Consider the following 15,022-nt stretch of genomic DNA (forward strand, 5'->3'; position numbering starts at 1 on the left):
ATCCTTGACGGCGGGAGCAGGTCGGCTACGCGCGCGGCCCCACCACCGCGACCACGCGGGGCAACCCGAAGGAGCAGGGCGGCGCCACCGAGCGCCCCCACCACAGCGACCGACCCCGAGTAGCCCCAGTCGTCAGAGCGCCCGGTGCACCACGTCGCCACCGACGACCGTCAGCGCGACCGACGTCGACCGCAGGGCAGCAGCTGTGGCACGCGGGTCGTCGTACGACGCCAGCGGGTCCTTGTCGAGGAGTACCAGGTCTCCGCGGGACCCGACGCGCACCCGCGGCTGCTCGCCCACGGACGCCGCGAGGGCCTCGCGGGCGGTGAGGGCGTGCTCGGCGTGCCAGGCGTCCCGGTCGTCGCCGGTACGGCTGACGGCCGCGGCCATCGCGAGCCAGGGGTCGAGCGGGGAGACCGGCGCGTCCGAGCCGAGGACCAGGGTGGCGCCGGCGTCGAGCATCCACCGGAAGGCGAAGCTGCGCTCGGAGCGGCCGGGCCAGATGAGCTCGGTCAGGTCCCGGTCGTCGAGCAGGTGGGCGGGCTGCACGCTGGCGCGGATGTCGAGGGCGGCCAGACGGGCGATGTCGGAGCGGGCGATGAGCTGGGCGTGCTCGATCGCGCCGCGAGCGCCGGTGGCGGCGTAGGCGTCCAGGGCCGCGGTCACCGCGGCGTCCCCGATTGCGTGGGTGGAGACCTCGATGCCGCTCATGTGGGCGCGCGCGAGAAGCGCGACGAGCTCGTGCTGGGCGAGGTTGGCGGCGCCGTTGGGGTGCTCGAGCCGGTCCCCGTCGGCGTACGGCTCGCAGCACCAGGCGGTACGTGTGTTGAGCGAGCCGTCGCTGATGATCTTCAGCGGGCCCATCAGGAGCCGGTCGTCGCCGTCGATGAGGGGACTCCCGGTGCGCAGCCCGGCGGCGACGACCTCCTCGAGCCCGTCGGCGTACGTCGCCATCCGCACGCGGATCAGGTCGCACCCGGCGTGCCAGCGCTCGATCCACTCGGCGGCGCCGCCGGAGAACTCGAAGTCGACGAGGCCGACCACCCCGAGGGACGCGGCCGCCTGGAGGCTGTCGCGGTACGCCGCCGGCGAGGTCCCGGCGTCGCCGGTGAGGCTGTTGAGGATCTCGTAGGCCGCGAACCACTCGTTCTCGCGGACGACGTCGTCGCGGGCACCGAGGCCGAGCGCAGCCAGGGCGACGCTGTTCAGCCAGGCGTGGTGGGCGTCGCCGGCGATCAGGATGACCGGCGTGACCCCGGTGACCTCGTCGAGCTCGCTCACGGTCACCTCACGCGCCCAGGCACCGGGTCGGTGCCCGAAGCCGATGATCGGCTTACCGGGCTCGTCGGCGACCTTGTCGGCGATCAGTGCGATGGCGGCCTCGGGGCTCGTGACCCCCGTGGTGTCGAGTCGGGCGCGACACAGCCCCCACTGCCCCAAGTGCACGTGCTGGTCCCACAGTCCGGGGATCAGCCACCTGCCGGCGCCGTCGATCTCCTCGACCGGCCGGTGGCTCGCCGCGCGTCGATCGGTGGACGGGTCGATGCCGGGGCCGACCTGGCAGACGTCGCCGTCGACCACCAGGACGTCCACGGGTTCGCCGGTCTCGTCGCCGTTGACCAGCGGGACGAGGCGCACGTCACGCAGCAGGAGATCGCTCACGCCCAGACGCTAACGGACCTGCCCAGCCACCCGTTCCTCGAGGCCCGCCGCGAGACCGGCGACCGTGACCTGATCGAATCCGCCCCCCACGAGGCAGGTGACCCGCCGGTGCTTCACGGGCGCCACCCGCAGGCGCAGGTGCACCCGACTGCCGGTGCCGCACCCGGTGGCTGCGTCCAGGTTCACCGACCAGGTCAGGTCGCTCCGGCCCCGTGTCGAGGTGTAGAGGAGCAGCTCCTCGGGCTCGATCGCCGCCAGCGTGAAGGTCGCGTCCTTGCCGCCCCAGTCGGGGATCACGTCGCCGACCTCGTGGACCTGGAGCGCCGGGTCGATGCCGCGCAGGGCACGCCGACGTCGCGGCAGCACCCGCTCCACGCTCTCGGGCAGGTACCACCCCGCCCGGCGCTTGCCCAGCTGCACCAACCACGGCCAGACCACCCGGGGCGGCGCGGAGAGGTCGAAGGCACGGTCCATGACGACGTCCGCCGGGGCGACGAGGTCGTCGCCGGGGAGCGAGCAGGTCACCTCGGCCATCGTCGGCCGCACCGTCGCCCGTCTGCTCACTCCTCCAGTGTGCCCGTGCGTGCCGGGGCGCACTGCTGAATTAGGGTCGGGGCCATGGCCGGGCGACTTGTGGGCGCGTTCCTCGCCCTCGTCCTGCTCGCGGCCGCCGGCGCCGGCGCCGGGTACGTCGTCGGGCAGGAGGACGTCGAGGAGCCGGCCACGTTCGCGGTCCCCCAGGCAGTCCCCGCCGAGCAACCCAGCTATCCCGTCAACGTGTACGACGTGACGCCCGACCCGGACGCCACACCTCTCGACGGCGACCCGGCCCTCCACGAGGAGAAGTTCAGGGCGGGGGGCTTCAAGCTGCGGGCGCCGGTGCCTGACGGCTGGCAGCGGGTGGAGCTGTCCGGTCGCACCCAGTGGAACTTCACACCCGCCGACCGGGTGCCCAACACCTACTTGCTCCGCATCGGAATCGTGGCCGGAGAGCGCAAGTCGCCCAGCGTCGAGACGTCCTCCCGCATCTTCGCGTTGCGTCAGCAGGAGACCGACGGAAACTCCGAGAACCTCATCATCGAGGAACAGACCGAGAGCGCCTTCACGGCCACCACCATCGTGGGCGGCTACCAACGCGTCATCATGGAGCGTTTCGTGACCGCCCCGGGCAACTCGTCGGCGTACTTCACCGTCGCGATGAACGGACGCGAGGTCGACAGGGACGCGATGACCGAGCTGATCGACCGTGTGGTCGCCGGCGCCTACGTGCCGGAAGCCGACTGAGGCTCGGCAAGGCCTCAGCCGAGTCCGAGGACCTGCACTCCGCTCAGCACCCGGTTGGCGGTGGCACCGTCCTCGCTGCGGATCTGTACCCACACCAGCTGGCTCTGGTTGACCTGGATGACCCGCTCGACGACGAGGCCGTCGGGGCACTGCGAGTAGACGACCGTGACGCTGTCGCCGGTGGTCGAGTAGACCGGCTCGCCGGCCACGTCGCATTCGTGGTGCTGCGGCACCTGATCCGGCAGCTCCGTGCCGGGCAGCACGCCGACGAAGACGCCCTCGGCCGCCCGCCGGGTGGTGGCCCAGTCCGACGCCGTACCCACGGAGACGGAGGGGAGCTCGCGACCCTCGCCGACGTTGGGCGGCATCCACGACGTCGTCGAGCGCGCCTCGCCCCACCCCGGTGGCACCGTCACACGGACCGTGCCCGTGTCATCGCCGACCGTGACGTCGGAGGGGGCATCGGCGAGCTGCTCCTCGAGCGCCAGGCCTCCGGCGTACCCGCCCGCGACGGCCGCGGCAGCGGCGACGAGGCTGCCCGCTCCCAGCGCGAGCCGTCGCGGCCAGCGCCGCTTCGGCGCCGGCAGGTCCAGCTCGGGCAGCGGCCCGAAGGCCGGGGCCGGCGTCGGCCGGGCGCCGGGCTGAGTGAGGTCGGGGTCGGCGGTGAGCCACCCGGCCCCGGCCCCCACCCCCAACCCCTCGAGTCCCTGGATCGCCGTGTCGTCGCCGAGTGCGGCCGTGAGGGCGTCCACGAAGTCGGTGACCGACGGCCACCGGTCCTCGGGCGCCAGCGCGAGCGCCTGCCGTACGACGTCCTCGACCGCTTCGGGGAAGTCGCGTGCCTCGGTGGACAGCGGCGGGGGCGGCGGCGGGTTGGCGGCCGAGTTGAGGCTGGCGTGGGTCCAGGGGGTGCGTCCACCCAGGAGCAGGAACGCCAGGACACCGAGGGAGTACTGGTCGGCAGCGGCCTCGGGCGACTCGCCCTGCGCCTGCTCGGGGGCGACGAAGGACGGGGTGCCGGCGATCATCGTGAGCCGGGACGAGGCATCGAGCGCCTTGCCGAGCCCGAGGTCGCCGAGCATGGCACGCAGCACGGCGTTGTCAGAGCCGCCCGCGGACCCGGATCCCCCGTCGACGGTGCGGAACAGCACGTTGGCCGGCTTCACGTCGCGGTGCAGGATGCCCCGGTCGTGCAGCGCTTGGAGCCCCGCACCGACCTGGCGCACGACCTCCAGGGCCTGCGTGACGGTCATCCCGGCCACCTCGAGCCGGTCGGCGAGGGTGCCCTGGTCGGCGTACGACATGACGAGGTACGGGCGACCGTCGTCCAGCTCGCCGGCGTCGTACACGCTCACCACGTGGGGCGACTCGACGCGGCGCAGGTAGCGCCCCTCCTCGATGAAGCGGGTGCGGACCTGGTGGTCCTCGGTCCAGTTGTCGGCCAGCACCTTGACCGCGACCGGCGCGTCGAGCTGCTCGTCGTAGGCCAGCCAGACCGTCGCGAAACCGCCGCTACCGATGCGACGGCGCACCGCGTAGCGACCGAGACGGCTGGGCATGGGCACCCCTGCATTATGTTTCACAGGGACTGCGACTTGGGGAGGGGTGAGGCCATGAGCATGGAAGCAGTCACCCCTGACGAGATCGACGACCTGGCGCACCGCGCCCAGGACGGCGACGAGGCGGCCCTGGACGCCGTCCTCACGGCGATCCGTCCGCGCACCCTCAACGTGTGCAAGGGCGTCCTGCCCTACTCCCCCGACGCCGAGGACGCCTGTCAGGAGGCGCTGATCAACATCGCCACCAAGATCGGCTCCTGGGGCGGGCGGGGACGGTTCACCACGTGGACCCACGTCGTGGCCGTCAACTCCGCGCGCACGACGTACCGCCGGATGAAGAACCAGGCCACCGCCGCCGACCCGCTCGAGCACAGCCCGATCACCGAGCGACCAGACCCCCGCACCACCAGCGTCATCGCCGGCACCCGCCTCGACCTGCTCGAGGCGATGGAGACGATCGAGCGGGAGCACCCGCAGTACGTCGAGCCGCTGCTGCTGCGCGATGTCTACGGCATGGCCTACGACGAAATCGCCACGCTCCTCGGCGTGCCGCTCGGCACCGTCAAGGCCCAGATCCACCACGGCCGCAAGCTCGCCCGACCCCTGCTGCGCGGCGACTCGTGAGGCGGCGGGCCGGGCTCGGCCTCGCCGCGGCCGCCCTGGCCCTCGCCGGGTGCGGCAGCTCGGGAGAGGCCGCGTCGCCGCCGGCCGGCCCCTCCCCGAGCAGTGCCGGCGCACCCGACGCCACGTCGTCCGGCGCTCCCGAGGCAGCGCTGCCCGACCTGGACGAGGCCCTCAGCACCCCGGTGGAGGACTCGCTCTACCCCGACGTCGGGGACCCCGGCGTCGACGCCCTGCACTACGACCTGGAGCTGGACTGGGACCCGGCGACCGACACCCTGACCGGCACGCAGACGCTGACGTTGCGCGCGGCCGAGACCGACGACGACTTCCAGCTCGACCTCGGGGCACCGCTCGAGGTGTCGGGCGCGACCCTCGACGGCGAGCCGGTCGAGGTCAGCCACACCGGCAAGGACCTCGTGGTCGAGGCGCCGGTCGTCACCGACGAGCGCTACGTGCTCGTCCTGGAGTACGCCGGCACGCCCCGTCCCGTCGACGCCCCGACGACCCGCGCCGACTTCGACTCCCTGGGATTCACGATCGACGCCGAGCACCAGGTGTGGACGATGCAGGAGCCCTTCGGGGCCTACAGCTGGTATGCCGTCAACGACCACCCGTCGGACAAGGCCTACTACGAGTTCACCCTGTCCGTGCCCTCCCCCTGGACCGGCATCGCCAACGGGCTGCAGACCTCCAGCGAGGACGACGGGACCACGACCACCACGACGTACGCCCTGGACGACCCGGCCGCGTCCTACCTGGTGACCCTCGCGTTCGGCGACTACCAGCGCACCGACGACGAAGGTCCCGGCGGGGTGCCGATCACCTATTGGACACCGCGCGGCGAGGACCAGTACCTCGACGGACTCTCGACCACGCCCGAGGCGATGGCCTACCTGGAGGACTACCTCGGTCCCTATCCGTTCGCCTCCGCCGGTGCTGTCGTGGTCGACTCCGAGAGCGCGATGGAGACCCAGACGATGGTCACCTACGGCGACACCGACTACGCCACCAGCCCGGCGACGGTCGTCCACGAGCTCGTCCACCACTGGTACGGAGACCAGGTCACGCCGACGGACTGGCGCGACGTGTGGATGAACGAGGGCATGGCGATGTACCTCCAGCTGATGTGGGAGGCGGAGCAGGAGGGCACGCCCCTCGACACCTTCCTTGATCGCTACCGCGCCTACGAGGCCGAGCAGCGTGAGGCCGCCGGCCCGCCGGGCGACTTCGACCCGACGCGGTTCGGTGAGGGCAACATCTACTACGGACCCGCGCTGATGTGGCACGGGCTGCGAGACGTCCTCGGCGACGACCGGTTCTTCGAGATCGTTCGCGGCTGGCCGGCTTCCCGGGACAACGCCAACGCCGACCGCGACGGCTTCGTCAGCTACATCGAGGAACAGTCGGGCGAGGACCTGGGCGACTTCTTCGACGCGTGGCTGCTCGGGACGACCACTCCCGGCTGAGGCTCTCGGCTGACAACGTCGCAGGGCGGCCTCCGCCGACAGCGGAACCCCCTTGTCCTCGCCGTGGGCCGCCACGAGGGTGGCCCCATGAAGCTCCTGGTGCTCGGTGGCACGGTGTTCCTCTCCGCGGCGGTCGCCGCCGAGGGCGTGCGCCGCGGCCACGACGTGACGTGTGCGTGCCGCGGCGCCTCGGGCTCCGTGCCGGAGGGCGCGCGGCTGGTCGCGTGGGACCGAGCTGCCGGCGCACCTCCACCGGCCATCACCGCGCTCGAGCCCGACGCCGTGGTCGACGTCGCCCGGCACCCGTCCTGGGTGCGCGCCGCTGTCGATGCCCTGCCTGCCAGCCACTGGGTCTTCGTCTCGACCGTCAACGTGTATGCCGACAACGCGACGCCCGGTGGGCGCGCCGGCACGATCCCGCTCGTCGAGGCGGTCCACACCGACGAGGACCCGTCGTCCGGTCCGGAGGTCTACGGTGCGATGAAGGTCGGCTGCGAGGCCGCGGTCGCCAGTGGCGCGGCCTCCTCGACGATCGTCCGCCCGGGGCTCGTCGCAGGTCCGGGAGACCCCAGCGGGCGGTTCACCTACTGGCCGCTCCGGCTCGCCGAGGGCGGCGAGACCCTGGCGGGCGGGGCGCCCACCGACGTCGTGCAGATCATCGACGTACGCGACCTCGCGGCCTGGATCGTCACCTGCGCCGAGCAGCGGACCAGCGGCGTCTTCGACGGCGTCGGACCGGCCACGGGCGTGGGCGACCTGCTCGCCGAGGTCACGGACGGAGTCAGCTCCGACGCTGTCCTGACCTGGGTCCCCGACGACGCCCTCGCCGACGCCGGCGTCCAGCCCTGGGCCGGCGAGGACGGGCTCCCGCTCTGGCTCCCCCGACCCGAGTACGACGGCATGCTCTCCCACGACGTGGAGCCGTCGTACGCCGCCGGACTGGTGACCCGACCCGTCGCCGAGACCGCCCGCGACACCCTCGCGTGGGCACGCCAGCACCCCGTCGGCGCCCGCACCGGCCTGTCCCGCGAGCACGAGCAGCGGGTCCTGGCCGCGTGGCGAACCACCCGGAAGTAGTGACCCCCGGCCGCACCCGTGGGTAGCGTGGCGCCATGAGGCGCCCTCATCAGAACGTGGCGACCGTGCTGGTCGACCCCGCGGTGGTGCGAGACCTGGAGCTCGAGCTGATGGCTCTCGACCTGTGGGTCTGGCCGGTCGCGACGTCGGGGATCAGCGAGGACGGCCCCCGGCTGGCGTTCCAGACCCGGCGCCGGATGGTGCAGGCCAAGCGCGGCGCCTGGGACCTGGCCGCCGAGTGGCTGCCGGTCTTCGTGGCGTTCGGCGACACGTGGTACTCCGGCGCCGAGCCGCTCCCCTGGTCGGCGCACGCCACGCTGTGGGACACGCTGGCCCGCTACCCCGACCACACCCGCTACCGGCTCGGACTGGGCGGCGTCCCGACGTTGCGCGTCCAGCGCGAGACCGAGGTCTGAGGCACTAGCGTCTGCGCCCATGACCAGCCAGAAGCGGCTCACCGCGCGCGACCTGATCTCCCTGGTGCTCGACGACGACTCCTGGACGTCGTGGGACACCCCACCGGTGCGCGACGGCATCAGCGAGGCGTACGCCGCCGAGCTGGCCGCGGCCGCCGAGAAGTGTGGCGAGGACGAGTCGGTGCTGACCGGCGAGGCCAGCCTGCATGGACGCCGCGTGGGGGTGCTCGTCGGCGAGTTCGGCTTCCTGGCCGGCTCCATCGGGCGAGCCTCGGCCGACCGGATCGTGGCCGGCATCGAGCGGGCGACCGAGGCCGGGCTGCCGCTGGTCGCCGCACCCGTCAGCGGCGGCACGCGGATGCAGGAGGGCACTCCGGCGTTCGTGCAGATGGTGCGGATCTCGCAGGCCGTCGCCGCCCACAAGGCGGCGGGCCTCCCCTACCTCGTCTACCTGCGCCACCCCACGACCGGTGGGGTGATGGCGTCGTGGGGCTCGCTGGGCCACGTCACCGTCGCCGAGCCCGGCGCGCTCGTCGGCTTCCTCGGCCCCCGGGTCTACTCGGCGCTCTACGGCAAGGACTTCCCTGCCGACATCCAGACCTCGGAGAACCTCTACGCGATGGGCATCATCGACGGGGTCGTCGCCCCCGACGAGATCGGCGACATCCTCGACCGTGCGCTGACCATCCTGATGGCACCGCGCTCGGGCGTCCCCGTGCTCCCGGACCCGCCAGTCGAGGAGATCCCGGACGTCGAGACCTGGGACGCCGTCACCCGGTCGCGGCGCCCGGACCGACCCGGCGTACGGCGGCTGCTCAAGTACGCAGCCAGCGACGTCGTACCGCTCAACGGCACCGGGCAGGGCGAGCAGGACCCCGGGCTGCTGATCGCGCTGGCACGTTTCGGACAGGCGCCCTGCGTCTTCCTGGGCCAGGACCGCCGCGGCCAGACCGCCGACCACCCGATGGGTCCGCAGGCGCTCCGGGAGGCGCGCCGCGGCTTCCGGCTCGCCTCCGAGCTCGGGCTCCCGCTGGTGACCGTGATCGACACGCAGGGGGCGGCCTTGTCGCCGGAGGCCGAGAACGGCGGGCTCGCCGGCGAGATCGCCCGGTGCCTGGCCGAGCTGGTCTCCCTGCCCGCACCGACGCTGTGCCTGATGCTGGGCGAGGGCAACGGCGGCGGGGCACTGGCGTTCCTGCCCGCCGACCGCGTCGTCGCCGCCCAGCACGCCTGGCTCTCGCCGCTGCCGCCCGAGGGTGCGAGCGCGATCGTGCACCGCGATCTCGACCACGCCCCGGAGATGGCGCGCCAGCAGCAGGTGCGCGCGATCGACCTGCACCGGCTGGGGGTGGTCGACCGGATCGTGGCCGAGCGCCCCGACGCCGCGGACGAGGCCGAGGCCTTCTGCCAGCGGATGGGCGCCGTGCTGGAGCACGAGCTGTCGGCGCTGCTGCGCGCCGGAGCGGGGTCGCCCGCGGACCGGGCGCGGCGCTACGTCTGAGGGGGATGTTACTGACCGCTGTGACTACTACCTGACGCTTGTAACCGTCAGGTAGTAGTCACCACGGTCAGTAACATCCGCCGGACCACCCAGCGGCTAGAACATGTTCTAGTGTGGCCACATGACTCGCACGTACGTCGTCAGCGGGGCGGCCAGCGGCATCGGCGCGGCCACCGTCACCCACCTGCGCGACGGGGGCCACCGGGTCCTGACCGTGGATCGCACCTCGACCGGACTGGACGGCGGGTCGATCGACGTCGTCGCCGACCTGGCGACTCCCGTCGGACGCGCCGAGGCGGTCGCGGGCGTGCAAGCGCTGACCGACGTCGTGCACGGCGTCGTGCCGGCGGCCGGAGTCGGGGGGTTCACCGGCACCGACCCGGCCCTGGTGGTCTCGGTCAACTACTTCGGCGCGATCGCCCTGGTGCGCGGCCTGCAGCCCCAGCTGGCTGCGGCGGGCGGCGCGGCGGTCGTCTTCCTGGCCTCCAACTCGATCACCGGGATGCCCGGGTGGAACGCCGAGGTCGCCACCCTGTGCCTGCGCGACGACGAGGACGCCGCCCGCAGCACCGCGGCCACGACCGAGGCGGTGATGGTCTATCCCTCGTCCAAGGCCGCGCTGGCGTGGTGGGCACGACGCGAGGGCGTGAAGCCGGAGTGGATCGGCGCCGGCGTCCGACTCAACTCGGTGGCGCCCGGCAAGGTCACCACCGCGATGACTGCCGAGATGGCGGCCGACCCGGTCTTCGGTCCGCTGGGCGACTCCTACCCCACCGCCATCGGTCGCGACGGCCGTCCCGAGGAGATCGCCGCACCCATCGCGTTCCTGCTCTCACCCGCCGCCTCGCTGGTGGTCGGCGCGTGCCTGTTCATCGACGGCGGCACCGACGCGATCCTGCACCCGATCAGCCCGGAGGGCTGGGAGGTCGGGCCGGTCGAGCCCTGATCAGCCCTCGCCTGCGCACGCGAACGACGCCGAGAACAGGGTCGAGATCAGCTCCGGGTCCCGCAGGTCCTCCTCGAGCACGGAGAGCTCCTCGTCGATGACGCCGGCATCGATGAGGGCGTCGACACCCACCTCGTCGACGACCCGCTGGGCGATGCACTCGCCGGCCTCACGGCCGACCCCGGCCTGCACGGCGAAGGCACCGCTCAACGCCGCCACCGCCTGCGCGTCGCGGTCCGGGTCGTCCGCCACGCCCCCTCCGGACGCGGCGCGAAGCCCCACGACGAGCGCGACGCCCACCAGCACCGCGAGCAACCCGGCCGCCACCGGGATCCAGAGCCGAGCGGGGCGCGAGCGGGCCCGCGCGCGAGCAGGGAGAGCACCCGAGATCGGCGGGGCGGGCAAGACCGGGCTGGTCGACGGCGTGGGTGTCGGCGGGCTCGTGGCGTAGAACCGCCGCGACTGCTGGGTCGGTGGGGCAGTCACCCCGGCCCCGGCGGCGCCCGAGACCGGCACCGGCCGGATCGGCTGCTCGTCGTCGGGGAGCCGCACGACGCGCTTGAGGTCGTCGCGCAACGCTGCGGCCGAGGGGTGCCGCGCGGTGGGGTCCTTCGCCAGCGCGAGCCCGAGCACCCGGTTGATCTCGACCGCGAGCGGTCCGGCGGCCTCGACCTGCGGGACCGGACCCGAGACATGGCCCGAGACGACCTGGTAGTCCGTGCCCCCGGCGTACGGCGCAGCTCCGCTCAGCGTGGTCCACAGCAGGCAGCCGAGCGAGTAGAGGTCGCACGCCGGTCCGGCCTCGCCGCCGGTGTGCAGCTCCGGCGCCATGTACGTCGGGGTCCCCACCGCGGCGCCGGCCCGCGTCAGCCCGGTGACGCTGTCCCCGACGCCGCCTCCGGAGCCGCCGACCTGTCGCGCGATCCCGAAGTCGGTCAGGTAGGCGTGCAGCGCGTGGTCACGGCGTCGCAGCAGCACGTTGGCCGGCTTGATGTCGCGGTGCACGAGGCCGGCGGCGTGCGCGTCGGCCAGCCCGTCGGCGACCTGCGCGATCAGGTGCAGCCCGACCCGCGCCGGCGGCACGCCGTGCAGGTGCAGCATCCGGCCCAGGTCCCCGTCCGGGATGAGCTGGGAGGCGATGTAGAGCCGCCCCTCGGCCTCGCCGAAGGCGTGGACCCCGACCACGTGGGGCGAGTCGAGCGACGCCTGCGCCCGTGCCTCGCGGGTGAACCGCCTCCGGAAGCCGTCGTCGTCGGCCAGGTGCGGCGTGATGATCTTCAGCGCCACCCGGCGGTCCAGCTGGGTGTCGAGCGCCTCGTAGACCACACCCATCCCGCCCACGCCGAGCCGGCGGCCGAGGCGGAACGGGCCCAGGTCGGCGCCGGACTCGGGGAAGCCGGTCGAGCCGTGGGGCACGGCCTCGCCTCCTGTCCTGCGCGGTCGGGGGACGGACTCAGAACAGCAGCGCCGAGCCCGGATCCTCCAGGATGCCCGCAACATCGGCGAGGAAACGCGACCCCTTCTCGCCGTCCACGTGACGGTGGTCGAAGCTGAGCGCCAGCGTCGTCACGTGTCGTACGGCGATCTCGTCGGCGCCGTCCCGGGTCACCACCCAGGGCTGCTTCTTGATCGCCCCGAAGCACAGGATCGCCGACTCGCCCGGGTTGATGATCGGCGTGCCGGCATCGACCCCGAAGACGCCCACGTTGGTGATCGTGAACGTGCCCTCGGCCATCTCGGCCGGCTGGGTCCTGCCGTCGCGCGCGGTTGTCGTCAGCGCCCCCAGGGCCTCGGCGAGCTCGACCAGGGAGAGCCGGTCGGCGTCCTTGACGTTGGGCACGACGAGGCCGCGCGGGGTCGCGGCGGCGATGCCGAGGTTGACGTAGTGCTTGTAGACGACCTCCTGGGCCGCCTCGTCCCACCAGGAGTTGATCTCCGGGGCGCGACGCATCGCGAGCAGCACGGCCTTGGCCAGGACCAGCAGCGGCGAGACCTTGACGTCGCGGAACTCGCGGCGCGCCTTGAGCCGTTCGACGAGCTCGACGGTCGCGGTGGCGTCGATCGTCACCCACTCGGTGACGTGCGGAGCGCTGAAGGCCGAGTCGACCATCGCCCCGGCCATCATCTTGCGCACGCCCTTGACGGGCTCGCGCGTCTCGCGCTCCCTGGCGGTGGTGGTTGAGGTGCCGCGAGGAACGAGCGGCCTCGAAACCTCCTGAGCCGAGGCACCAGCCGCGCCCGCCTCGGCAACCCCCTCCACGTCACCGCGCGAGATCGTCCCACCCGGCCCCGTCGCCTCGATCGTCGCGAGGTCGACCCCGAGGTCCTTGGCCAGCTTGCGCACCGGCGGCTTGGCCAGGACGCGTACGGCGGCCGGCTCGCGCGCCTCGACCGTGCGGGCCGGCGCTGCGGGCACCGCGGGCTCGAGGTCGTCGCTCGCCGCGGCCTGGTCGGCCTCCTCGAGGACCGGCTCGTCGGCGGCGTCACCAGCAGTGAAGGCACCCTGGAGCGCCGCCTTGGTGGCCGGGGCCGGCGCCGCCTTGCGCGCCCGTCGTACGGCGCTGCGGTCGGCCTTGTTGCGCCCCACCAGACTCTCGCCCTCGCCGCCACCACTGGCCGCCGGGTTGGAGAGGTCGATCTCCTCCTCCGCCGCGTCGGCGGGCGCAGCAGCGGGCGACGGAACTGCGCCAACTGATGGCTCACCGATCGCGATGATCGGGGTGCCGACCTCGACGGTCTCGCCCTCGGGGACCAGCAGCGCGGTGACCTCGCCGGCGTACGGCGAGGGCAGCTCGACCAGCGACTTGGCGGTCTCGATCTCCACGACGATGTCGTTGATGGCGACCACGTCGCCGACCTTCACCTTCCAGGTGACGATCTCGGCCTCGGTCAGGCCTTCGCCCACGTCGGGCAGCTTGTACTCGGGCACGGCAGGTCTCCTCAGAATCCGAGCGAGCGGTCGACGGCGTCCAGCACCCGGTCGAGGTCGGGCAGGAAGTCCTCCTCGATCCGCGAGGCCGGATAGGGCGTGTCCATCCCGCCGACGCGCAGGACCGGCGCCTCGAGGGAGTAGAAGCACTCCTCGGTGATCCGGGCGGCCAGCTCCGAGCCGAGGCCGAGGTTGGCGTGCGCCTCGTGGACGACCACGGCGCGGCCGGTACGGCGCACGGAGTCGTGGACCGGCGCCATGTCGAGCGGCGACAGGGTGCGCAGGTCGATCACCTCGAGCGAGCGACCCTCGCCGGCGGCGGCCTCGGCCGCGCGCAGGGCGGTCTTCACCGTCGGCCCGTAGGCGAGCACGGTGACGTCGCCGCCGGCGCGCACGATCCGCGACGTGTGCAGCGGGTCGACGTCACCGAGGGCGAGGGAGTCGTCCAGCTCGGCCTTGTCGGCGTGGTACTGCCGCTTGGGCTCGAGGAAGATCACCGGGTCGTCGCTGGCGATGGCCTGCTGGATCATCCAGTAGCCGTCGACCGGGTTGGAGCAGGCCACGACCTTGAGGCCGGGCGTGTGCGCGAACTGCGCCTCCGGCGACTCGCTGTGGTGCTCCACCGCACCGATGCCGCCGCCGAAGGGGATCCGGATGACGATCGGCATCTTCGTCTTGCCCTTGGAGCGGTAGTGGATCTTGGCGACCTGGCACACGATCTGGTCGTAGGCGGGGTAGACGAAGCCGTCGAACTGGATCTCCACGACCGGGCGGTAGCCGCGCATCGCCAGACCCACGGCGGTGCCGACGATGCCGGACTCGGCCAGCGGCGAGTCGATGACGCGGTCCTCACCGAAGTCCTTCTGCAGTCCGTCGGTGATCCGGAAGACGCCGCCGAGCTTGCCGACGTCCTCACCCATGAGCAGGACCTTGTCGTCGTCCTCCATGGCGCGGCGCAGGCCCATGTTGAGGCCCTTGGCGAGGGTGATCTTCTGAGGGGTCTGGGGTCTCTGGGTGCTCATGCGCGGGCCTCCTCGAAGCTCGCCAGGTAGTCGGCGAAGCCGTCTCGCTGGGCGACCAGCTCGGGTGGCATGTCGGCGTACACGTGGTCGAACATGGACATCGGATCCGGGTCCGGCATCGCCTTGCACCCCTCGCGCAGCGTGTGGCCGAGGTCGTCGGCCTCGGCCGCCACGCCCTCGTAGAAGTCCTTGTCGGCCAGTCCGTTGCGGTCGAGCCAGACCTTGACGCGAGCGATCGGGTCCTTGAGCTTCCAGCGCTCGACGTCGTCGGAGAGCCGGTAGCGGGTGGGGTCGTCGGTGGTCGTGTGCGCACCCATCCGGTAGGTGTAGGCCTCGACTAGGGTGGGGCCCTGGCCGTCGCGGGCGCGCTGCAGGGCGGCCTGGGTGACGGCGTACGTCGCCAGCACGTCGTTGCCGTCGACGCGCACGCCCGGGAAGCCGAAGCCGAGCGCGCGCTGGTAGAGCGGGATCCGGGACTGACGCTCGATGGGCTCGGAGATCGCCCACTGGTTGTTCTGGCAGAAGAAGACGACCGG

The 15,022-nt window shown here is 72.7% G+C and carries 14 protein-coding genes; 7 read left to right on the plus strand and 7 right to left on the minus strand.

Annotated elements, in window-relative coordinates; genetic code table 11:
- Positions 1-132 precede the first annotated feature (132 nt).
- Both Q1K33_RS18690 and Q1K33_RS18695 read right to left on the minus strand, forming a co-directional pair.
- Positions 133-1,662, minus strand: coding sequence for an amidohydrolase family protein (locus tag Q1K33_RS18690; protein WP_300406258.1), 1,530 nt, complete (start codon positions 1,660-1,662; stop codon positions 133-135).
- Between the two features lie 9 nt (positions 1,663-1,671).
- Complete coding sequence (locus Q1K33_RS18695) at positions 1,672-2,226, minus strand: hypothetical protein (protein ID WP_300406259.1); 555 nt, start codon at positions 2,224-2,226, stop codon at positions 1,672-1,674.
- A gap of 54 nt (positions 2,227-2,280) precedes the next feature.
- Between Q1K33_RS18695 and Q1K33_RS18700 the strand changes: the two genes are divergently transcribed.
- On the plus strand, positions 2,281-2,946 hold the full coding sequence (locus Q1K33_RS18700; RefSeq protein WP_300406260.1) for a hypothetical protein: 666 nt from the start codon (positions 2,281-2,283) through the stop codon (positions 2,944-2,946).
- 14 nt (positions 2,947-2,960) lie between these two features.
- On the opposite strand, the gene Q1K33_RS18705 is transcribed toward Q1K33_RS18700, so the two are convergent.
- A complete protein-coding gene (locus Q1K33_RS18705) occupies positions 2,961-4,505 on the minus strand; it encodes a serine/threonine-protein kinase (protein WP_300406261.1) in 1,545 nt (514 codons plus the stop codon).
- Between the two features lie 54 nt (positions 4,506-4,559).
- Here Q1K33_RS18705 and Q1K33_RS18710 point away from each other — a divergent pair, with 54 nt between their 5' ends.
- The 6 genes from Q1K33_RS18710 to Q1K33_RS18735 all read left to right on the plus strand — a co-directional run bounded on the left by Q1K33_RS18710 (position 4,560) and on the right by Q1K33_RS18735 (position 10,535).
- On the plus strand, positions 4,560-5,129 hold the full coding sequence (locus tag Q1K33_RS18710; RefSeq protein WP_300406262.1) for an RNA polymerase sigma factor: 570 nt from the start codon (positions 4,560-4,562) through the stop codon (positions 5,127-5,129).
- A complete protein-coding gene (locus Q1K33_RS18715; RefSeq protein WP_300406263.1) occupies positions 5,126-6,595 on the plus strand; it encodes a M1 family metallopeptidase in 1,470 nt (489 codons plus the stop codon). The genes Q1K33_RS18710 and Q1K33_RS18715 overlap by 4 nt, the downstream gene beginning before the upstream one ends.
- A gap of 87 nt (positions 6,596-6,682) precedes the next feature.
- Positions 6,683-7,672: an NAD-dependent epimerase/dehydratase family protein gene (locus Q1K33_RS18720; protein WP_300406264.1), complete on the plus strand. Its 990-nt coding sequence runs from the start codon at positions 6,683-6,685 to the stop codon at positions 7,670-7,672.
- 35 nt (positions 7,673-7,707) lie between these two features.
- Positions 7,708-8,088 (plus strand): hypothetical protein, encoded by a 381-nt coding sequence (locus Q1K33_RS18725; protein WP_300406265.1) that lies wholly within the window; start codon positions 7,708-7,710, stop codon positions 8,086-8,088.
- A gap of 19 nt (positions 8,089-8,107) precedes the next feature.
- Positions 8,108-9,589: a carboxyl transferase domain-containing protein gene (locus Q1K33_RS18730; RefSeq protein ID WP_300406266.1), complete on the plus strand. Its 1,482-nt coding sequence runs from the start codon at positions 8,108-8,110 to the stop codon at positions 9,587-9,589.
- Positions 9,590-9,710: 121 nt separating this feature from the next.
- Complete coding sequence (locus tag Q1K33_RS18735; protein WP_300406267.1) at positions 9,711-10,535, plus strand: SDR family oxidoreductase; 825 nt, start codon at positions 9,711-9,713, stop codon at positions 10,533-10,535.
- Here Q1K33_RS18735 and Q1K33_RS18740 read toward each other — a convergent pair whose 3' ends face one another.
- The 4 genes from Q1K33_RS18740 to Q1K33_RS18755 form a co-directional block, all read right to left on the minus strand.
- Positions 10,536-11,951, minus strand: coding sequence for a serine/threonine-protein kinase (locus tag Q1K33_RS18740; protein ID WP_300406268.1), 1,416 nt, complete (start codon positions 11,949-11,951; stop codon positions 10,536-10,538).
- 37 nt (positions 11,952-11,988) lie between these two features.
- Positions 11,989-13,464 carry a dihydrolipoamide acetyltransferase family protein gene (locus Q1K33_RS18745; RefSeq protein WP_300406269.1) on the minus strand — a complete coding sequence of 492 codons (1,476 nt, stop codon included), beginning with the start codon at positions 13,462-13,464 and terminating at the stop codon, positions 11,989-11,991.
- An 11-nt stretch (positions 13,465-13,475) separates the two neighbouring features.
- Positions 13,476-14,486, minus strand: a complete 1,011-nt coding sequence (locus Q1K33_RS18750) for an alpha-ketoacid dehydrogenase subunit beta (protein WP_300406270.1) — start codon at positions 14,484-14,486, stop codon at positions 13,476-13,478.
- Positions 14,483-15,022: thiamine pyrophosphate-dependent enzyme (locus Q1K33_RS18755; protein ID WP_300406271.1), on the minus strand; the 540-nt coding region annotated here is incomplete at its 5' end. The genes Q1K33_RS18750 and Q1K33_RS18755, both read right to left, overlap by 4 nt.

Origin of the sequence: Nocardioides sp. (assembly GCF_029937575.1) — a bacterium.
GTDB lineage: Bacteria > Actinomycetota > Actinomycetes > Propionibacteriales > Nocardioidaceae > Nocardioides.